The following is a 22,343-nucleotide window of genomic DNA, read 5'->3' on the forward strand; positions in this document are numbered from 1 at the left end:
CTACTTAATACTATGCTTATTCATCTTTTGTTCAAAGATAGTCGTGATAATCTGACGTAATTCTTCGCGTTCTTTTTCTGGAATTTCACCACTTGTTTGAGCTGCAGCGTAGAGTTCAGGGTGTTCAATTGAAATGCGTTTAATCGTACGTGTCGTAGCATGTTTTCTGACGAAAAATGGGATTCGCTTAATCAAGTCTTGTGGTACTAGCGCAAGAATCTTTTCAGCAGTTTCCTTGTCACTAATCTTAGACGTCGTAAGCCCCTTCTTAATCATTTCCTGTTCTTTTTCTGTAAAATCTTTTAATTCCATTCGGTCAGTCCTCCTATTTTCTTTAAGTTAAATTATATACCAATTGCAGCAAGACGACAAATAGTCTGCTTGTAAAATCTTCTCTATACTACAATTTTCCTGTCGCTCTTTAATGAAAAATCACAAATCCTTTTGGAGAGATCACAAGCTGATTCTCCAATTCTTGGCAATTGCTTGCTAGTGCTACTGCTTCTTTTTGTAAATGATAATCTTCCTTTGATTGGTTGAAAATCGCTTTGAGGATTCGCCCTTCATATTTCCACTGCAAAGCTACTAGATCTGGTTTGATTTCTTGGAGGTTATACTTGTCATGCTGAATGGTTGCTGACGCTTGTTTTCTAATATGAATCAGCTTCTTCATGAAATTCAGCATATCATTGTCACTTGATACACGTTCCCAAGGCATACAACGTCGACAATCTGGGTCCGGTCCTCCGGTCAAGGATAGCTCGGTTCCATAATAGATGCAGGGTGTTCCCTTTTGTAAAAAGAGAAAGGCTAGGGCTGATTTAACCAGTTGAACATCCTCATTGGCCGTCCACAAGATTCGCTCTGTATCATGCGAATCTAAGAGATTAAACATGACCTCTGAAATCTGCTGCTTGTAATACATAGACTGACCATTGATTTCATCGATGAATTGGTCTGTCTTCTTAATTCCTCGTAAGAAATAGTCCTTGATACTATCAGATAAAGGATAATTCATGACCGCATGGAACTCATCTCCATTTAACCAAGGCTGAGACGTATGCCAGACTTCTCCTAGGATATAAAGATCAGGCTTTTTAGCTAAAACTGCATTACGAAAATCCCTCCAAAACTGATGGTCAATCTCATTAGCCACATCCAAACGCCAAGCATCGATATCAAACTCTTCAATCCAATAAGTCGCAACCTTTAAAAGATAGTCCTTGACCTCTGGATTAGCTGTATTTAGCTTAGGCAAATAGTCCTCGAAACCAAAAGCATGATAGGGTAAGTCACTCTTATTAGCAAGTTTTTCAGTCGTCACTGGGAATTGTTGAATATGGAACCAATCTTTATAAGCAGATTGCTCACCATTTTTGACAACATCTTGCCATTGAGGAGATTGCGAACCAATATGATTAAATACAGCGTCCAGCATGATTTTCATACCTCGCTGATGCGCTTGCTCGACCAGCTCTCGAAAGATTTCCTTGTCTCCAAAATGACGGTCAATTTCGAAATAATCCGTCGTATTGTACTTGTGATTGCTCGTCGATTCAAAGATGGGACAGAGATAAAGACCAGTAATGCCCAAGTCTTGCAAGTAATCCAGATGGTCAATAATGCCTTGTAAATCACCACCAAAGAAATCATCACTACTAGGTGTGATAGATGAATCCCAGTCTAAAGTCCCTTCTGGGTCTAATCGAGCATTTCCATTGGCAAATCTCTCAGGAAATATCTGATACCATACCGTATTTGAAACCCAGTCAGGAACCTTGCAGGTATCAATCTCATGAAGATAGGGCAACTTAAATCCATTCCCAATAGCATGAAGATTTTCTAGAGAATTTTCCACACAACCTTTATCACCATACAAAATACTTTGACCTTCTGTATCCATGACTTCAAAGAGATACTGGATACGTGCAAAGTCAACGGACACTTCAACCTGCCAATAATCAAAGATGGCGTCAGAAGTCAGCTTGGGCATTTCCTTTGTATCCTGATAAAACTCCTCCATAAAGATAAAAGGATCCCCATAATGCAAGTTGATGCTTTCAATATCATCTTTCTTGGTCCGGATACGAATATGAATCTTCTTATCCTTATAAAGATAGGCATACTCCGACTCAGTCCTATGGTAAATAGCACTTAATTCCATCAATTTGTCTCCTAAAGTTTTAATTCCAATTTTACGCAAACGTTTTCATAATTGTGATTCTAGTATACTACTTTCGTATTTTATTTTCAAGGCTTATCCGTAGATTCTAGTGGTTTGGTTCTATAAATAAAAAAGCAGCCAGTCTTACAACTTGCTACTTTTCAAATGATGATTAAAAAATATCTTTGCAACCACTCTATTTTTTTAAAATCCTTATTGTTATTGTGATCATTTCGATAGGAATCTTGGGAAGAAGCCTTGTAAATACTTAAAAACTGTTCCAAACTTGGAACGCGAAAAGTGATGTTTTCGAGATGAATCAGCTCTATATCCGATTCCGAAACTCCTGCAAAATCAGGTAAAGAATCGATACTTCCGAATTCAACACTCAGTCCATCTTTTTTGAATTCATGCTCATGAATATCTATTAAGTCATAGCCTAAGTGTTTCATCACTTTCATTATCTTGTCCCACTCATAAATTCTGAGATGATCAGGCGCTTCCCAACCTCTAGGATCACCAGGCACATGAATGTCAATGTCAGACGGCCTCCATTCTTCATTTGAACGGTATTCAAACCCCAAAGACCCCATGAGCGTCGGAGTGATTCCGATTTGGTTTAAATGAGAACAAATTATTCGAAATTCATCAAATAGAGAATTCATTCCTCCTCCAATCGTTGATATAGGACTTAATTTCGTTGTGAATAATAAACTAATTTTTACCTTCTACTCTTTCGGTTTTGAAAATACTTCTACTCGCTGAGCTAGGACTTTGATTTCTACAGGTAGGTTATCCGATTTATCGCCATCAACATCTGACTCCAATTCACTATCTGAAGAGATCTTAATATTACGCGCTCTGATATACTCAATATTATCATTGCCGACAACATCTCCTTTTAGTAAATCAGGAATAACGGATAATTTAGAGAATATAGAAGCATCTTTCAGAATCAAAATGTTGGCATAGCCATCTTTGTTTTCTTCAAAGATTTTCTTATCAGCGAAGTAATTTGTCAAGAGAACCAAAACATGGCTAGCTTCACCAACATAATTTCCATTTTCTGTCTCAACCTTAATGTTAAAGACCTGATCCGTCATGACAGACTTCATGGTATTTACAGCATAGGCTAAAATACCGAATTTTGTCTTATCTTCAATTTCAACATTATGAATCGCTTCAGGAAGAGCACCGATACTAAAGATATAACCAAAATAATTGTCATTCGCTTTACCGATATCAATCTTATTGGTTAAGTTGAAATCCAGTTCATCAATCGCGCCATCAATGTCTTGATTGATTTCCAACAGTTTCGTAATGAGGTTACCCGTCCCACCTGGGATAATCCCTAACTTAGGAATGTAGTCTCTCTCAGCAATACCCGAAATGACTTCGTTGACAGTCCCATCTCCACCAAACACAACCACTGCATCGTATTTTTCACTAGAAGCTTCCTCAGCAAAATGTGTTGCATCCAGCGCTTTTTCGGTAATTTTGGTTTCCACGTGCTCAAAGTATTCTTTTGCTTTATTTTCCAGCTTATCTTTGTAATCCAAAGCCTTCTCGCCACCAGAGGTAGGGTTGATAATTAACATCGCCTTTTTCATTAATTTCTCCTTAATTTTAAATAGAAATGTTTACATTTCGTCGTATGCAAGTAAATGTAATCCTATTATACAATGAAAATACAGAAAAGAGAAATATGACGTACTGGAGATCAAAATAATCTACGATACGGTAAGCATATTGTCTAGTAGAAAAAATGAAAATGACATTTTTTTACACTTTAGCTTTTTAAAACAAAGTTTTATTATTGCTAACTTCTTACTTAATTTTTTTTGCTAATTTATTAAAGTCACCTATATACAATATTCCCGAAATGAATGCAAAAATTGCAGAAAAAATTGAGAGAAACGGTACGAAACCTGTAATAGATGCCGCTAAGAGAAATAAAAAGCTTTTCTTACGACCATTTTCTTCTTTTTTATAAATGAAAATTGCAAGTATAGCACAAATAAGAAACATGAAACTAATTAGGTTCATTGAGAATGCCCATCCCGGCTTATCAACAAAACGAAGAGCACCGTTAATAAACCTTAACTCCCATCTATATAAAAAAGCATAAGCAATAAACGGAGAACACGTTAATGATATTACTCCATTAAAACAAAACAAACTATGTGATTTCATACTAGGCTCTTTTCTTAATTTTATAAAACTTTTCTTTCTCTCTTAATCAATCCCTAGCAGGATCATCTAAAATCTCAATCTCACCTATAAACCATCGTGACATCTTCTTCTTTTTGTCTTTAAAGGGATCGGGTTTAATCAAAGTAAAAGGTGAAATGCTTGCATCTGTAAAATACAACTCCACTTTTAAAGACTGCTTAGGATTATCGTTAACATAGGCTGAAAAATGAATATGATAGCTTCCACCCACATCACCACCATTATCATACCCTCCCCTAGCTGTATTTGGTAAAAGTTTAATAGAATTTATTGATTGTTTTTCCTCATCTTCCAGGTAGGTAATAATTGCACTCTTGATAATCTTTTCATTTTCATGGACAAATTTTCCGTTGTTGTTAAGAAGAAAATTCCCATAGCTTAGAAATGTTAAAAAAGAAGCGAAAAGGAATGGATAATAAAAAGTACAGCCATTTATTGGATTTAAACATAATGTCTCTTGTTTTCTAGATTCACAAAAAGATGTTATTATTTCGAAATTATGACATTAGATTCCTTCTATTTCAACTGGGATCAATTCCTTGTTCCTACATGAAGAACTAATTGTCGGCATTCTAGCTATAAAAAAGAAAAATGTTGATATCAATCCATTTATAACTAAAACTGCTCCTTCGGAACCATCATTAATGCCCATAAAAAATCCAAAACAAATAATATTCAATAAAAAGCCAAACAATAAAACAGGATTTCTTTTACCATTTGGTTTAAACTTGACTCTATAACGTTTGCTTTTCTCTGGTATTCTTGATAATGCGTTACGTCGAGAATTTTTTTCATAATAAACAGCTCCTAAGTATGCAAGAATCATAGACAAGACAAATAGTATACTCTTCATAAATATCTGTTGACTCAATCCCATACTAATAAAAGCTGATTCTATAGCTCTATATAGTAGAGCCACAAATGGTTGTACCATAATAGATATAGTAGTTGTTCCTATCTTTGTTTTAGACTTAATTTCAAAACTATCATCAGAGGGAGTTAACTCAATCATATCAAGAGTGATTAAGTTAGGCATCAATCCGAGAAAATAGCTTTTCCCTTTCATTGAACCTAAATCCATAATATACTTTTTATTTTCTATTTCTACAATACTATACGCCATCGTATTAGCATTCTTAAACTTTAAATTAATCATTTACCACCCAAATACTTTCTGAATTGATTTAATACTTGAATCAAATGACTTATTTAATTTCTCTAATTCCTTCAAATGTGACGTTTCTAATCTTATAAGCGGAAAGAATGGGAATCTTTCCAAATAAAAATGATAGAAGAAAAAATGAGATAATGCTATTGATAACGAGAACAAGCCCTTCTCCTCCATCATTAATAGACAAATAAAGTGCCAAACAAGCTATTATAGGGACACTAAAAATATAGGCATCAAAAACTTGCTTTCTTGCAGATACTGGTTTAAAAATCATCTCATATCTTCTGCTAGAAGAAGGCAGTAAAGCTTTAACATTTTTACGTTCTTTCTCTCTTGTAAAATAAAAAATGAAGTAGGAGAATAGTATAGATGCGCAAAATACTACTAATTTTAAAATTATCTGTTGGCTAATATTGTACTCTTTAAAAAAAGTTTTCAATAAAGAATAAACAATGCCTATAAGAGGTTGGACCATGATTGCCACATATGAAGCTTTAAACTTATTAATCGGGGTACTAAAATTGATATCCTCTCTGTTAAGTTCTGTCATCTCAACCGTTAATTCGTCCGTTGGAACACCCCAATAGTAGAACTTGGGAGTCATTGAACTTGCATCTAATATATATTTTTTCCCATTTAGTTCTACAAGTTGATGACAAAAATACTTCGTTTCTCTATAATTAATTTCCAAAATTACCACCCAAACACTTTCTGAATTGATTTAATACCTGAATCAATACTATTTACGATATTGTTTATTCTATATTTTTTCAATTTTTTCAACTGTCAAAAATTTATTTCTATAAGAAAAGCTTATTGGAGGCATCGTCCAAACGCTCAAGAATAAGGCTAATGAAATTATACCATTAATTACTAAAATTGCTCCCTCTTCACTATCGTTTAACATTAAAAAGAAAAGTAAGCATGCTAAGTTTAGGAAAAGAAATATATACCCTGTTAACTCTCTTCTTTTAGTCGTTCGAAGTGTTAATCTAACTTTCTTACTTTCCTTAGGTAACCGTTCTGCTGCAATTTTATGAGCTTTTCGCAGAGAATTCCAAATAATAAAATAAGAAATCAACATAGAAATAAAATATAAAACTATCTTTAAGAATATTTGTTGACTTATCTCATAATTTACAAATAAATTTTTTAACATATCGTATCCAATTTTTACAATCGGTTGGATCATTATAGCTATAGTACTAGTTCCCAATAGTGTTTTTGATTTTGTTTCAAAACTAGCATTTTTCTTATCCAGTTCTATCATATCAACTGTGATATTTTTGGGTAATAAACCCCAACAGTATCTCTTAGGTGACAGAGTGCTAGTATCCATAATATATTTCTGAGAATGCCCATCTATTTCAACTATTTGATAGCAACCAATATTAGAATTTTTAAAATTTATCTCCATCTTTTACTCCTACCACCCAAATACTTTCTGAATTTCGTTATAAGTACATTATAGCTTTTTCAGCTCTTTAAATTCTAGGTATTTCTTTTGATAAGCATAAGTCAATGGAATAACGCCGGATTCAATCCAAATAAATAGATAGGCCAACAAACCATTCAAGACTAGAATTGCAGCTTCTGTTCCATCATCTTCTCCCATATAAATAGAGAAAGCAATTGTATGTAAAATGAGAAATAGATAGGCATGGAATTGTCTTTTTTTCTTATTATTCTGAAAGACTATTTTAAATCTCTTCTTTTCCTTCGATAAACGACTTGAAATCTCCTTCCTCGATTTCATTAAAATACTTTGATAGACAATATAAGCTACCAAAATAGATATAGGAAATAAAGATACTTTTAAATATAGATTATGACTAATATCATAATATCTAGAAATTGATGTTACTACTCTATACGAAAGAAGACCTAAACTAATAGATGCCATACGCATTCCTGAAGGACCCATCTTAATTTTTTTATCAAAATTTCTATTCTTACTATCAAGTTCTATCAAATCAACTTCAATATTTTCAGGGGAAAATCCCCAGTAATAACTCTTTGGTGTCGTGGAGTTGGAATCGAGAACGTACTTTTTCTCTCCCATCTCTAACACATCAAAATAAGCAACATCCAATCCTCTAAAATTAATTTTCAAAATTACCACCCAAACACTTTCTAGCTAATTTAATAAATTCTTATTCAGCTTCTCGAATTCCTTACATTGTGACATTTTAAATTCTAAACAACATTCGATAAAACAGCTGACATTTCAACTCGACGGTTGCTTTTCTCAATCGAATTTATAAATTCACTTTCCTTTCACTAAATAAATTGCAGCACTGATTTGAACCAATTTTTCTTTAGATTCTAAACTTAGTAGTATATCGTATCTGTCATAGTACGCATATCCAAGACTGACTGAAAGTTTTGTGTCAGATGGAAGGTTATACTTTTCCACTATTTTTTTATATAACTCTGATTGATTTTCTGGTTGGTAAATAATATCACTCAATTCAGTTTCTGCGCTCTTAAATGTTTTTTCCACATCTAAGGAAGCGAAATAATCTCTTGAAACCATTAAATTTAGAATTTCCTCATCAAATAAAGGATTTATATCTGACCCATAATTTAACTTCCCATTAGAATATGTAACCGGAACAGTTTCGTTATCCTCGCCAAGTGTTATTGTGTAATTACCTTTAATGTCAGCTTGATTAATATCTAAGTCCACTTCGTACTTTTTGACTTCAGATTGATTTTTCATATAAACATCACTAGTGTATGACTTTACTTCAGTAAAGTCTTTCTTGTCTTGTTCTAAAAATTTAAATATAGGCTCAAACGTTTTCTCAAATTCATATTGTTCCTTTGTTCTGTTTTTGGGAATGGTTTCACCCCAAAAACTACATCCATTCAATGAAAACAGTGATACCAGAATGATTACCAAGCCAGCAATCCATAATAAATGCTTATATTTTGTCATTTATTTCTCCAAAAATACAAAGTCTAAGAATATTATAGCATGAAAATACTGAAAATGACTTTCTATTACCATTTAGATTCATTCATAAATTTCATTTAAAGACATTCAAGATATTGATAGAAAAACTTAATAGTTTTAAAAGGTTTAACCTTACTCTTGCAAAAAAAAAGACATTCAAGAAAATCTTAAATGCCTGTATAAATAGTGTATTAAGGATATTGCTTATTAAACTTCTCCTAACCAGGATCGACATTAAGAAATCTTACTGTATAGCCATTATCGGTATATAGAAACTCTACTTGCAACACCATATCTACTAATTCAGAATTTGAAGTCAAATCATAATCAACAGCAAAGCCAGTCTGGTCATCATAATCATAAATCTCCAATTGGGAATACTCATAAGGCGGATTGAAATGACATTCCACACCATACTCATCAATCGTGTCAAAATCATTCAATTCTAAAGACTTTTCAATATAATAAAAGAATTCGTTTAAATCGTCAATCTCTGACTCATCGACATAATTCATAATGTCTTCATATTTTTTTAGGTGAATAGCCTTTAAAATATTAGTGATAACGTCTATAACTTTTTCTTTTTTATACTTATCAAGTAATTCCATCGGTGCCACCTTTCCACTTAACTAAACCATCATTTTCCTGCTATGTAAAACTCCAATCGTTCAATGACTTCCTTTAACGGGTTGTCTAGATAGGAATAGGCCTGTTCCTTGATCCAATCCGGAATACCATATGCTGCCTCTGCTATGCTGCCAGTTATTGCAGCAAGTGAGATGGCATTTCTTATCGCATCTTCGAAGTCTCTACTCTCAAGAAAGGCAATAATGGCTTGAGGGACAGTTTCTTGACATGTTTCGTTAAAACGATAGTTAGGGCGGATTTCATCTAAAGTTTGAGATAGATTGTAGCCGTATGTCTTCTCTATATAATCCTTAATCCGTATTTTACACTCTGTAGGATTGTCATTAATTGGTTGCTCGTATTCTCTACAATAACCACCAAAGTAAAAACGACACAGAAAGATAGCATCAGCTGTAGCCATAGCGCCTTTTATACCTTCGGGATGATTATGGGTTACCTCTGCAGAAAGACTCGCAAGTCTTCTAGATGATGGCCACGTACCAGTTCTCTCATAGACATCACAGTCCATGACCCAAGCACATGGAGAAACACGCATAGCTGATCCATTCCCAAAGCTATTATAAGGCTCACGGTTATCGCTGTTTAGCCATGCATTAAACCGAGCACCATAATCAGCATCCGGATACATTCTGCCATATTTCTTCATCGCGTCAATGAAGTCGTCTTTTTGTCCACCATTCATAATCGCTTCTGCAACAGCACAGGTCATAACCGTGTCATCTGTAAAAAAGCAGTCCTTCCGGAATAAAGGAAAGTCCTTCGTTTTGATATTGTTCCATTCGTAAACAGAACCTACAATGTCTCCAATAATTGCTCCTAGCATAAGATTCCTCCTCGTGAACTATTGGTTTAGACTGATTTTTCTACTTCCCATACTCTTTTATTTTATCAGCATATTCAGTCAAAAGATTTTTTGAATAAATTTTTTCAGCTTTTGAATTTCTAACTTCTTTCCAAAGAATAGAAGCTACTTTTAACTTGTTTGAGTAGTTACGACTATTTTCGTCTACACAGAAATCCTTTAAAAATTGATTCCATTGACAAACCGAATGATCATACTTGGCATAATCTGAATTTCCATAATAGACTTTTAGCATATCTTGGATTGTAAAACTCAAATCATTTTCTCTTTTTACTTTTCTCCAAGCTGTAGCCATATCAGCAGTAAATTTAAATGGCGAAACATCTGTTAAAGTTGAGAAATATTCTCTAAAGTGTGCATTAAAGGAGAATCCACATTCAAGCAAGGGTGTGTCCAAGGTAACGACTTCTACTCGTTTCTTTTTATTTTTTATTGATGATTTTTTAATAAAATTCCCCTGAAAGTACTGCTCAATAATATGATTGAGTTCTTGTTTAGTACCTCTATATTCTAATCCTAATGACTTACATAGTTGTGAAAGTTCATCACGATACCAATAATATTTATTAAACTCATCAAATGATACGATTTTATCAAACTCAGGTCTGCTCTCTATCAATATAACACCTCCTTAAAACCAGTTTAGGTTTTCACCTTAAAAGAGTACTTTACTGTTTGCCATTTTTCATACTTAGGACACCAGATCACAATCACACACTCAGCGATTCGGACTTACAGTATCATTTCGTCGATATCCCTCCTCATTCTACAAGTCCTATCCCATGTGCGAAGCATCTACTTCAACTTCGCTGATGCCTCAGCTCGTATAAGCAGTGATACCGCCTCAACATGTGCTGACAGTGCCTACACATACTATAGAACGAAATGAAGCTGCTTAACTTTGCAATAATATTATTGAACGAAATCAGATTATCATAATGCCCATACAGAGCGTAACGAACTAAAAGTCACTCAACCAAGAAAACCCTGACAAATGCCAGGGTCTTCTATCGATGGAGATACCGTTTCTCCAAATGCTTATAAAGCTTTTCTTATGTATTACATTATACAATATCAGTTTGTTGATGTCAACAACTAAAATTGAAAATTCACTTTCTTATAAAGATAATTTTTCCAAACAGATAACTGAGTCTCTCCCATTCTTTCTAGAAGTCTTTCATTTAAATCATAGTTCCCTTTGAATCTTTTATTATTACGGTAAATAATTTTCTGCAGTTGTTTGTAAATTGGTTTAGTGTCAACAAAGAAACTCAAGATTTTCAACACATCAAATAATTTTATTACCGACGCTGGCGTAGAGGAATTTGAAGTATTATGATAAACAGGAGTTAAATTAAAAACATGTATCAAATTCCCATTTATTTTCATATATTTCGGAGTTCTAAAACGAGAAATCAATAAGCCATGAGCACAATGATTTCGTAGTTCTTTAATAAAATCTAACATATTCAAAAATTCTGCTCTATGACGAATTCCAATCCCAAAATCTTTCATTACACTATCCAGCACATCATCTTCAAGATAATGGAGCAATCGTAAAATTGTTCCAAAATCTAAGGTTTCTATACTTACCCAAAAAGGTACTGCAACATTATAGTCTGGATTTGAGTAACTCCTATTTTGGCTATTATAACTCCGATAATAAGGGTGTGTATTTCTTGCTGAATATGTTAAACCATATGAAGTATCTCTATAAAAATTAGCATCAATGTGGTCGTTAAATTTAACAAGTTTTGTTAAAAAACCTTGTCCAAATAGATTAAACTGACTAAAGTGTCTATAGATTGATTGATTCTGATAATTCTGAAATGGATAATTAGGTCTAGTAATTGGATCGATATACTTTTGAGGATTAAGGTATTCCATAGTAGTATCAGTCGTACGGCAATGTTTTTGAGAAAAATAATAAGCAATTGAATTTTTCAATTTATCTTCTAAAGAAATTACAAGATTAAAAATTTGACTAGATAGATTTTTGTCGAATTTATACACGGCTAAAAAATCTTCAATACTCTCTCCATTATAAAGCTTAATATTTTTATCTGGTAAAAGTAAGGACTCTAGACCGTTAAACAAATTAAAATAATTGTTATTAAGCAAGGCCTTATCCAAATCGTGCTTAGTAAATTTTAAACCTCTTTTTCGAAGGATGCTTTCAATATCGTTTCTCGATTGAGATGTTTTAATGCCCACTGACAAACTCCCGTATATATAGTATCTATTATTATACCAGAAAAACTCTATAACAACAATGGTTTCTGAACTGCTCAAGTGTGGTCATTTTTTTATGATGGGAAATCTTCGTTAAGCTCCGCATCCGGTACTGTTTCTGTACCATCCAATAGATCCGGATTTTCTAGTTTGTCGATATACTCTTTAACTTTTGAATCTTCAGATGAATGATTTCTACGATTCGTACACTGAGGTTCTGATTGATAAATATTACGTATATTCTTTATCTGCTCTAAATCAAACGATTTTATATTTTCAATAAAAAAATCCATAAAACAATCTGCATCATAATACCCCATATATGGAGGTATAGATTTAGCCATAAGTTCAGTGAATTCTACCAGATCAAAACTGTTATCCTCTTTTAGAGTATCATATAAATTCCTAATTAAGAGTGGACTGTGTAGTTCATCATGTTCTTTGAAATACTCATATATCGTCTGTTTTTCTCTTGGATAAAATGAGCGATAGTAACATAAACCGCGAGGTTCCAACAATACATGTTCGGATATATAGGAAAACACATCTTCAAAAGATCTAAGCAGATCCATAACAGACGGAAATGTCGTAATTAATCCCACTAATGCATTTCTTTTCAAATTACTAGCTTTTAACTTTTCTATTTGAAGTTTAGAAAAAACATTTAATACACCATCATCCTTGAAAACATTTGAGTACCCTTTTCGAATTAAATAGTCAGTTATTGCATACGCAAACATATACAATCCAGTTGTGTTTTTTTCACAATGTTCATCTTCTGAAACAAGTAATAATCGTATAAATGTTTTGTACGACTTCTTTAACGAGTCATACGTCATTCTTTCTAAATATTTATTCTTAATATTAGTAATAATTGATTCATCAATACTATTTTCTGGAACAGATAATATTTTCTGGCTATAAGCTTCCACATCGTTTTCAACGAATGAAAACAAATCCATAATAAACGGTGCTTTTACCGATAAGATATTATCATACATGGAACAGATTAGCATTCTAGCATGATAATCACTTGGAAGAAACAAAGAATTATCATTAACCTTTAAATGTGCACATTTATTTCTACAGTTTTTCAGATAATCTATATCTTCTGTAAATCTATCAAAATATAGCGCACAATTATCTTTAAAAAATTGGATTATTTCATTTTCTACCTTTGAGTACTTTTCATCATCCTGAATCATCTGGTTTATTTCTGACAATTTTCTTGTTGCTTTGTAATCTCCTTCAAAAGCCATTGTTTGTAATTTATTGTATAAATCAAAGATTACGAATGAATAAAGCAATACTACAGAAGCTCTGTAATTCTTACTATAATAGGACTGTAGAATTTCCTCAAAATAACCTCTTGAATCAGCATTGTCAAATACTCTCAAATCTCTTTCATCAAAAAGCATGATTTAACCTCCTTACGCAAGACCAATCCATCCATACCCTTGTACTGCCATGTCGACAAAATGATTGATGAGTAAGGTTACCTTAGAATCAAATGCTGCTTTGTCATAACTCTCAGGAAGATCCTGATTTAATGATAATTCAACTTCATATTTAAGTTTGGCACGCGGCTGTTCGTCTTTGTACCAATCTACAACAAGAAGATTACTACGATTATCCATCAATTTCTTAAACAGATTTTTTGCAGAGAGTTTTACTTTTTGTTCCTCAACCTGTGTCAATTTCTTTCCAGCAACCAATAAATCGTAAATTTCCAATTCTTCTTCAGTAAGACCTTCTGTATTGGCACGATTGTCCTCTTGACGTAGTTCTTCAAGGAGTTTCACAAGTTGCTCGTAATAATCTTCATTTTCAGTACCGCCTGCATTATAGGAATCAATAATGCGTTTGAATCGTTCAGAGAATTTCGTTCTAGTGCAATTTCTCTTAAGCATTTGTTCTAGCGCTTGCTCTATATATTCCTTCAAATCATCAATTTCAATAGCTTTATACTCAGCCAATTTTATTTCTTGTCTTAGCTGCTCAATATCTACTTTAGATAAATCTATGGCCTTTGTCCCTTTAATCATGTACTGAGCTTCTTTCTCCCGAACATAATTAACGAAATCCTGACTTGCAATTACACTACCGTCTAGAATTTGATTCATTTTTTGTCTGGCACGAGCTACTTTTTCATCATCAATAGTATGGTAAAACAATCCGTGTAAATAGACGAGTGGTGCAAATTTATCATTAGTCCAATTTCTTTCAAAGATTTCTGGTTTTGATGCTTCGTAGAGATTTGTTAAGGTGTTCAGTATAACCTTGAATTTCTCTTTAGCATCATCTTTAGCGATAATAGCGTCATAAGCTATTCTTAAAGCATCCAGTTTATCCAGAGTATTGGAATCTGCAATGATTTTTTCTAGTGAAACATCTAAAGAAAGCAAGAAAGAATCTGCCTCATGAATTGTACCATCAATGTATCCGATTAGCTGATCTATATCTTTTGCAGGAAATTCTGTTCCGTCATTACCCGTGGCATATTCTGTTAACGCTTTCTTCATATATTTAAAAACATTCACATAATCAACGATAATTCCAGCAGGTTTTCCTGGATAAACTCTGTTAGCACGAGCTATTGCTTGCATCAACGTATGCCCCTTCATCGGCTTGTCAAGATAGAGCGTAGAAAGGTTTTTCACATCAAATCCTGTTAGCCACATGGCACACACAAACACTAATCGCAGAGGATCATCTGGACTCTTGAATCTATCCTCGATATCTCTCCCATCAGGTGTGATTTCTTTCATCTTTGCACGATGCTCCGATATTTTCAATCCTTGTTTAGCAAACTTGGCATCTTCATCATTCTCTTCAGAAATAACCACTGCCATTTCCACCTTATTCATATAAGTAAGAATTTGCGTAAGCCGATCTCGTTCTTCCTTTGTAGTGGCAGAATTTCGCTGTTTCGTAAACTTCTGCTTTTCAATAGCCCAGTAATGTTGCACTTTGTCATACATTTTGACAGCTGTATATTTGTCAACTGACACAACCAGTCCCTTCCCAAGAAATCCCCGTCTTGGAAAGTGGTATGCAATATCCTGCGCAACCTTATCCAGTCTGTCATCACGTTTAATAACTTCTAAAATACGAGAGGATGCATTTTCTAACAGACGGATTTCGTCGTCGTTAAGATTTTCTTCTTCGATAATATCTACAACATCATCATCAAGGAAATTATTTTCAAGACCTACTTCCGGAACTCGTCTGGAATAGAACAATGGTACAGTAGAACCATCCTCGACAGATTGTGCAAAGTTATACTCTGAAACATACTCACCAAACCATTGATTAGTAAGACGCTTAGCACCGAGAAGTGGCGTTCCTGTAAACGCAACAAAATTAGCATTAGGAAGTGCTGTTCTCATATTCTCTGCTAAATCTTTGTACTGTGTTCTATGGGCCTCGTCAACTAGAACAATGATATCATCACGAGTAGAAAGAACAGGATACTTCTTCGTCTTATCGTATCTAAACTTATGAATTAGTGTGAAAATAAATGCTTTGTTAGTAGTTAAAAATTCTCGCAGTTGCTTGCTGTTTTTTGGTTGACACTCTTCTTTAGAAACAATAACTTCTGTGCGGACAAAATTCTTATGAATCTGCGTATCCAAATCTTCACGGTCTGTGATAATAAGGAATGAAAAATTACCGGCCACTTTGCGTTTAACCTTACGGGCAAACATAACCATAGAGTAGGACTTACCCGAACCTTGTGTATGCCAGAAGACACCCAGTTTACCATTCAATTCTTTTCTGTTTTTTACTGATTCCATCAGATTATTTACACCTAAATACTGATGGTTTTTAGCGATAATTTTTATTTGTTGATTCTCAAAGAGAATAAAATTTTCGATATAATCAATCAATTTATCCTTGTTTAATAGACCATCAACAAAATATCTTACAGAACTGTCTTTTATATTTTCTGCCGAAAGAATTGCTTCTCGATCCAGTACTTCTTTTTCACTATCAACTTTAAGCCATTCAAAAAAATAGTCATAGGTCGCATTGAAGGCGCCAAGTTTTGTTTCTAATCCATTTGAGAGAACACAAATTTGATTGAATGCAAATAGATTTGGAACATCTCGTAAATAATCCTTTAAATTCTTATTATAGGCTTCTTCAATTTTAACGATGCTATTCTTCAGTTCAATGAACACAATCGGCATTCCATTGATGAAGATAAGGATATCCGGTCTGCGATAATAAACCTTACCTCGGATCCACATCTGAGAAACTGCTGTGAAAGTGTTGTTCTCCGGATGCTCGAAATCGATAAGCTTAACAAAATCAAAGTCTTCTTTGTTGTCTTTGCGAACTGTGATTTTTATATTATTGCGGATTTGTCTATATATTTTATAGTTAGTATCAACAATATCCTTACCTGTGTAATCCTGCCTCAAGTTTTTTACTATCTCCTTGATTTTATCTTCAGAGATAGTAGGATTGATACGCTTGAGAGAAGAAAGCATAACATCAGGAAGAACACATTCTTTCTTTGAAGCTCTTCCTGTACCATCATTCAAATCATCTCTCTTACTGGGATCAGCATCACAAATGAGGATATCATAGTTAAATGGTTCTGTTTTTAATTTTGCAAGTATCGCCCGTTCTATATCGTCTTCAGATATAAAATTACGCATAGGAACACCCCCTTACACTTCAAGTTTACCACTCATTAGGCGCGGTAAAAGCATATCTCTTTGTTTTGTAAGTGATTGATTGCGCTGATTAAGTATTTTGATTTCATCATAATACGGCTTAACAAAATCATTATATTTATAAATCAATTCTTCAGTTGGAATTAAAACACAGAGCTTATTGATGTTTTTAGGATAAACATGGGGTTGTGCAGCTCCGCATTGCAAATTAATAATAACTGGTTGTAAAAATTTAAGCGTATTATATACAAACCAAATTATTGCATCGTCCTGATAGTAGGAACAATCTGCAGCCCAAATATCCTGCAAATGATATTGAAGATATCCTGCATTAGCACCCGAGGCACTGATTGTAAGGCTTTCACCAAATACATTCGCTTCGTTATGGTATCCAGAAGGTTGTAACCCTGCTGAAATTACAGGAATATCACCTTCAACCATCTTCGCTGCAGTAATATTTTTTCCTCTTAAAAAGCTTCCAATATTTTTAAATTCATCATATTTGAAGATAGTAGCTGTAAAGTGTTTTTTATCTTCTGTGACAACTTGCCAGCCTCTAGGTTTCTTTTCCTCAAATTCCACATCCTCATATCCTGGAAAGCGAAATCTTACAAACCATTCCTTATAAAGATTCTCTGCCATTTGCTCTAAAAGTTTGATTCGCTTATTGTTGTTTTCAATAATTTGATCAAAAGTTGTTAGAGTAGTTGAAATCTTATCCTGAACAGCCTTTGATGGAACAGGAATAGATAATTTTTTTATAGAATCTATCGTTAAGGCAGGTTGAGCAGATCCAATAGTTCTATTCCACAGTGTTTGTGTCCCAAACGAAGAATCAATCCAATAGTAAAGAAATTTAGAATTTAATTTCTCTTTGAAATTACTTAACCATATAAGGTTTCCATCTTTAAAGTAAAACTGTTCATTTCCTACAAAATAAGGTATACCTAATGTAGCACCAACAGCTGTAATTAATAGATCACCATTAGCTGGTACTCCAAATTTAGCTTTAAAGATGTTATAGTCTGACTCAGAAATATAGATTGGCTCTTCTATCGTGTTACCATTTTTCTTATCGATTACCTCTTTTTGCCTATGAAAAGGAATTCCGTTATCAACATATTGTCTGGCGAATACTCTCTTACTAGACGAAACATTACACAAATCACCAATTTTAATATATTGCATTTCCATCTCATTCACCCAACAATTCTTTCAGATTATTTGCAATGAGTTTTTCAAGTTTCTTTGCTTCAGCACTTAAAGAAGTAAATTCAGAATTAAGGGAAAGCATCTCTTCTTTAAACTCTTCCTTGGTTAAGCCGTCGTCTTCTATAACTACACCTACATAACGTCCTGCATTGAGAGAATAGTCTTGATCAATGATTCCGTCTTCACCATCCAGCGGTGCCACCTTACAAAGACCAATAACATCTGCATATACACCATCTGGAAATCTTTCTGTTAACCAATCGATCTGTGATTGCCAGTAATCTTTAGTTAGAACTTCTTTATCATCAGAAGATTCTGGAGCATTTGCAAGTTCTGTTTGATATTCATCAAGCAAGTCGACAAGAGCTTGTGTATCACCGTGATATAGTTTTGTTATTACGCCAAGGTTCTTAATCTGCTCATCTGAGAACTTTCTATGAGCACGGTCAATCTGAGTAAATACATTTCTAGCATCGATAAATAAGATTTCATTTTTCTTATCAGTATTTGGTTTCTGCTTATCAAAAAACCAAAGGGTTGCTGGAAGTGTAACTGATGAAAACATATTAGAAGGAAGAGTCACCATCTGTGAAATGATACCTTCTTCGATCATTTTCTTTCTAATTTCAAATTCTGAACCGGAAGCGTCCGAAGCAGAATTTGCCATAACAAGCCCTGCCTTACCATGTGTGTTTAGCGCAGTGGCAAAGTAGCCAATCCACAAGTAGTTAGCGTTTGGTACTGTTTCTTTTTTATCAGATTTTTTCTTAGTTGATTTACTTTTATTTCTTGGTACACCATAAGTATTGAAGCGGATATCGTCAGATACTTTCTCAACCACAACCTCATCAACATTAAACGGGGGATTTGCCATTACATAGTCAAACTTCCCAAATGCATTATATGGATCTGAATAGAATGAGTTAGCTTGTGTAATATCACCACGAATATTATTCAGAAGAAGATTCATCATTGCCAGTTTTACTGTATCAGGTTCCTTTTCAACACCATAGCAACGGAACTTCATCTGTTCACTCTCGCTAGCATTGTGATTATGCATATACCTTGCAGCCTGAACAAACATCCCTCCTGAACCACATGCTGGATCTAGGAACTTCTTTTCACCGGGCTGAGGATCTAATACTTCAACCATATATCTTACAACTGTTGCAGGTGTATAGAATGTCCCACCATCCTTACCTTCCGCAAGTGCGAATTTTCCTAAGAAGTATTCATAAATTTCACCAAAGATGTCAATGGTGCTATTTTCAGGAATATCCTTAAAAATACGTACGATGTTAGAAAGAAGCTCTGGTTCCTCTTCCGGCACTAGCTGCGCATATACTTCTTTAGGAAGCACTCCCTCCATTCTATGATTTTCATTCTCAATGGCTTCCATAGCTTCCTTTACAAGAATAGCTTTGTTTGCATCGTCCGGTGCATCATTGATAAAGTCATAATACGCACACTCAGGAAGATAGAATCCGCATTTTTCTATTGAGATTTCTTTCATGGATTTTTCCATACGTCCACCTTTAAGACGATTAGACTCTTCCTCAATAGCTTCCTTATGTTGTTTGTATAAAATATCTGCATATCTAAGGAAGATAAGCCCAAGAATAGGCTGACCATATTTATTTGCAGCTAAATGCGCACTCGCACGAAGAACATCGGCAGAATGCCATAGTTTATCTTTTAATTTTTTCAGTTCTGTATCTTTCATTTTCTATTTTTCCACCTTCATAAATTCCAGTACATCATTAGGATAGAAGTACAGTTCAGCAGTAAGCAGATACTCTCTAATTTATCTAAAGCTATGTATTTTCCTGTTGGAGTTATACTATGGAATGGAACTATTAAAATTTATTTAGTAAGTAAATCCCCTAACTCACTGCTCAATCTCTGCTTTATAGAACAGAAATCAATACTCTGAACTTTCTCTGTACGTAATCTAATTCTTTCTTCAGTAGTATAAAAATCTAACTCATCTTGAGTGAAAAAATCTTTTGCATCATACCGACGTATAGGTATAATTATTTTATTATAATAAACCAGCATTTTAATTGGATTAGCTCGTAATACCTCGGCCAACCCAGAATCCGCAGTTGCAAAATAGTGGAGATAAATCACATCTGGGTTTTCAATACAATTTAATAAAGTACTTTGCTCCAATAGTCTTATATGAAAAATATCCCATGCTGTATTATGTATTTTATTAATTAACTTATCAGCCTTTAACTGCAACTTTTTAAATATTTCTTGAACCGCACTATCATTTTTCAAAAAAAGTATTAATAAAGTCATTTCCAATTCTAAAAATACGCATAAATCCTCAATACAATAGCGTTTAAACTCAGCCACTTTAGCTTTTGTAGAAAGATTTTTGGTATTTTTCAAAATGAATGCTTTCAATATATAGCAACACACTGCCTCATAATGTTGTATCACCTCATCATTGCTTAGGTAGTATTCTGCATCTTCCCAGATTTCTTTCATCCAAATATATTTATCTGGTTTTAGAGTCTGAGGCACATTAGATTGAAATAATTCAAAATTAATGCTATCAAAATAAACATAACTTTCAATCATTTTAGCTAATAATTCACGATTTATTGGGGTGGTATATCTTTCCATTAAAGCAGTTGGAATATTATTTGTTAGACGCAACGATTTAATCTCGTGTAAAAATCTAATTAAATTCTCCTTATCTGGGACATTTCTTCCTCTATATAAATCATGTATGTAGGTAAAAATGTTTAGGTCGTAATTGATAATTCTGGCAACAGGTAAGAAATTATCCTTAGCATTCACAGTATTTTTATCAATAACCCAAATTTTTTGGTAATCTCCCAAACCAATCAGATTAAACTTTCCATAGCTAAACAATTTGCCTATATTACCAAAATTTGACTTTTCTTCATCAAATAGAAAAACTCTACACTCATGAAGGTTCCATCTATTGAAAACTTCCATTTTCTGTATGGTCGTTCCACAATTAATTAGCTCCTGAATAAAAGGATATATTTCAAGCATAAGCGTTTAACCTCAAAAAATACTCAGTTGTCTTGTTCATAACGAATAACTTCTGCCCAATAATCATACTCATCACAAATATACAACATTGCATTAAATAGCTTCAAAAACTCTTGTTCTTCGATTTCTTTCTCCCACCGACCATGACTAATCATATGTCGATTTGGTTCATCAAGTGTAAATCTATTAGTATCTTTGAAGAAACTATAAAGCCAGTGCATCAGTCCTACATCGCTAAACGACTTATCAATAAATATATTATCAATTTCCTTAATCGCTCGGTGACCTACTGGTATTTTTTTCTCTAATGAAGTCATTTCTGAAATTCTATTTAGTGCACCATCGATTGCCAAACTTCCCAAAGTGTATGCTGCATAAAAGTTTCGATTAAAGTAGCAATCAACCATTGATTTTACAAGAGGAGCTGAATAACACGGCGAATTTTGTAAGTCAATAATAAAATCCTCATTTTTTAGTTTATCCCTAAGCAGCTCTATCCATTCGTCCTCCAAGGTATTCCATTCCTCAGCAAGTAAACGTTGATAAACATTTCTATCACGAAAATAAATAACCCACCCATTTTCTGCCAGCAGTTGAACTCGAGAAATAATCTGCTCAATTTCTTCTTTTGTATAAATCGAAGGCAGTGATTTTAAAAGTTCATTGATGCCACTAAAAATCTTTGAATAATCAATTTGATAGCTAGCAATTAAATTTTTTGCAGAATCTGCTATGTTTTGAATTGCTTGCAAGTGTGTACTTGATAACGTTTTATTGTACAACGCAACCACTTCTGACATGACATTAATAGCGCTTTTTTCAACTTGAATTAATGAAGGCAGACTTACTAAAGGAGTCGTCAAATTAGCAAAATTTACTAACTTAGCTGAATTTAATACATTTGAAGTTGCAATTAATTCTGAAATAATGTTAGCATTTACAGTTGCTTGAAAGTTACTAAAGGTATCAGCCAAAACAGAAATAGATGTAGTATTTTGTCCCAATTTTATCTTCTCAGAGTCGTTTGTTGAGCTGTCTAAGGGAATTTTTTTAGAGTCTATTTCAACTTTCTTCACTTTAATACTATCAGTCATTTCGTCCTCCCAAAACAGCTTATTCATATTGTTTATTATACCACTAAAACT

At 33.7% G+C, this 22,343-nt stretch carries 21 protein-coding genes; all 21 read right to left on the bottom strand.

The genetic code is table 11. The features are described 5' to 3' along the window. The 21 genes from O3664_RS01165 to O3664_RS01265 all read right to left on the bottom strand — a co-directional run bounded on the left by O3664_RS01165 (position 1) and on the right by O3664_RS01265 (position 22,292). Complete coding sequence (locus O3664_RS01165) at positions 1 to 312, bottom strand: hypothetical protein (RefSeq protein ID WP_000420556.1); 312 nt, start codon at positions 310 to 312, stop codon at positions 1 to 3. Positions 313 to 421: 109 nt separating this feature from the next. Beyond that, a complete protein-coding gene (locus tag O3664_RS01170) occupies positions 422 to 2,164 on the bottom strand; it encodes a glycoside hydrolase family 13 protein (protein ID WP_371613511.1) in 1,743 nt (580 codons plus the stop codon). A 161-nt stretch (positions 2,165 to 2,325) separates the two neighbouring features. Then, entirely contained in the window at positions 2,326 to 2,829 is a 504-nt protein-coding gene (locus O3664_RS01175; protein WP_001086568.1) for a hypothetical protein, read from the bottom strand. Positions 2,830 to 2,892: 63 nt separating this feature from the next. Further along, complete coding sequence (locus tag O3664_RS01180; RefSeq protein ID WP_084946490.1) at positions 2,893 to 3,774, bottom strand: diacylglycerol kinase family protein; 882 nt, start codon at positions 3,772 to 3,774, stop codon at positions 2,893 to 2,895. 217 nt (positions 3,775 to 3,991) lie between these two features. Continuing rightward, positions 3,992 to 4,357 (bottom strand): hypothetical protein, encoded by a 366-nt coding sequence (locus tag O3664_RS01185; protein ID WP_004254402.1) that lies wholly within the window; start codon positions 4,355 to 4,357, stop codon positions 3,992 to 3,994. Positions 4,358 to 4,403: 46 nt separating this feature from the next. Continuing rightward, positions 4,404 to 4,607 (bottom strand): hypothetical protein, encoded by a 204-nt coding sequence (locus O3664_RS01190; RefSeq protein WP_004254399.1) that lies wholly within the window; start codon positions 4,605 to 4,607, stop codon positions 4,404 to 4,406. A 294-nt stretch (positions 4,608 to 4,901) separates the two neighbouring features. Next, positions 4,902 to 5,552, bottom strand: coding sequence for a DUF443 family protein (locus tag O3664_RS01195; protein ID WP_004254397.1), 651 nt, complete (start codon positions 5,550 to 5,552; stop codon positions 4,902 to 4,904). A 49-nt stretch (positions 5,553 to 5,601) separates the two neighbouring features. Then, positions 5,602 to 6,267 (bottom strand): hypothetical protein, encoded by a 666-nt coding sequence (locus tag O3664_RS01200; protein WP_084946489.1) that lies wholly within the window; start codon positions 6,265 to 6,267, stop codon positions 5,602 to 5,604. 60 nt (positions 6,268 to 6,327) lie between these two features. Then, positions 6,328 to 6,984, bottom strand: coding sequence for a DUF443 family protein (locus tag O3664_RS01205; protein WP_084946488.1), 657 nt, complete (start codon positions 6,982 to 6,984; stop codon positions 6,328 to 6,330). A 48-nt stretch (positions 6,985 to 7,032) separates the two neighbouring features. Further along, complete coding sequence (locus tag O3664_RS01210) at positions 7,033 to 7,689, bottom strand: DUF443 family protein (RefSeq protein ID WP_084946487.1); 657 nt, start codon at positions 7,687 to 7,689, stop codon at positions 7,033 to 7,035. Between the two features lie 144 nt (positions 7,690 to 7,833). Next, entirely contained in the window at positions 7,834 to 8,508 is a 675-nt protein-coding gene (locus O3664_RS01215) for a hypothetical protein (RefSeq protein WP_084946486.1), read from the bottom strand. Between the two features lie 236 nt (positions 8,509 to 8,744). Continuing rightward, on the bottom strand, positions 8,745 to 9,134 hold the full coding sequence (locus O3664_RS01220) for a hypothetical protein (protein ID WP_084946485.1): 390 nt from the start codon (positions 9,132 to 9,134) through the stop codon (positions 8,745 to 8,747). 29 nt (positions 9,135 to 9,163) lie between these two features. After that, positions 9,164 to 9,997 carry an ADP-ribosylglycohydrolase family protein gene (locus tag O3664_RS01225; RefSeq protein ID WP_371613512.1) on the bottom strand — a complete coding sequence of 278 codons (834 nt, stop codon included), beginning with the start codon at positions 9,995 to 9,997 and terminating at the stop codon, positions 9,164 to 9,166. 40 nt (positions 9,998 to 10,037) lie between these two features. Next, complete coding sequence (locus O3664_RS01230) at positions 10,038 to 10,655, bottom strand: SAP domain-containing protein (RefSeq protein ID WP_000573124.1); 618 nt, start codon at positions 10,653 to 10,655, stop codon at positions 10,038 to 10,040. A 476-nt stretch (positions 10,656 to 11,131) separates the two neighbouring features. Continuing rightward, positions 11,132 to 12,250, bottom strand: coding sequence for an Abi family protein (locus tag O3664_RS01235; RefSeq protein WP_260467392.1), 1,119 nt, complete (start codon positions 12,248 to 12,250; stop codon positions 11,132 to 11,134). Between the two features lie 92 nt (positions 12,251 to 12,342). Then, positions 12,343 to 13,686 (bottom strand): hypothetical protein, encoded by a 1,344-nt coding sequence (locus tag O3664_RS01240; RefSeq protein WP_261120010.1) that lies wholly within the window; start codon positions 13,684 to 13,686, stop codon positions 12,343 to 12,345. Positions 13,687 to 13,698: 12 nt separating this feature from the next. After that, positions 13,699 to 16,935: a type I restriction endonuclease subunit R gene (locus O3664_RS01245; RefSeq protein ID WP_261120011.1), complete on the bottom strand. Its 3,237-nt coding sequence runs from the start codon at positions 16,933 to 16,935 to the stop codon at positions 13,699 to 13,701. A gap of 12 nt (positions 16,936 to 16,947) precedes the next feature. Further along, positions 16,948 to 18,147: a restriction endonuclease subunit S gene (locus tag O3664_RS01250; protein WP_371613513.1), complete on the bottom strand. Its 1,200-nt coding sequence runs from the start codon at positions 18,145 to 18,147 to the stop codon at positions 16,948 to 16,950. Position 18,148: 1 nt separating this feature from the next. Beyond that, the gene (locus tag O3664_RS01255; RefSeq protein ID WP_261120013.1) at positions 18,149 to 19,888 is read right to left on the bottom strand and encodes a type I restriction-modification system subunit M; all 1,740 of its coding nucleotides are present in this window, start codon (positions 19,886 to 19,888) and stop codon (positions 18,149 to 18,151) included. 140 nt (positions 19,889 to 20,028) lie between these two features. Continuing rightward, on the bottom strand, positions 20,029 to 21,198 hold the full coding sequence (locus tag O3664_RS01260; RefSeq protein WP_261120015.1) for a hypothetical protein: 1,170 nt from the start codon (positions 21,196 to 21,198) through the stop codon (positions 20,029 to 20,031). A 23-nt stretch (positions 21,199 to 21,221) separates the two neighbouring features. Next, positions 21,222 to 22,292, bottom strand: coding sequence for a hypothetical protein (locus O3664_RS01265; RefSeq protein ID WP_261061622.1), 1,071 nt, complete (start codon positions 22,290 to 22,292; stop codon positions 21,222 to 21,224). Positions 22,293 to 22,343 lie beyond the last annotated feature (51 nt).

Origin of the sequence: Streptococcus sp. 27098_8_109, from assembly GCF_041432295.1 — a bacterium.
Taxonomy (GTDB): domain Bacteria; phylum Bacillota; class Bacilli; order Lactobacillales; family Streptococcaceae; genus Streptococcus.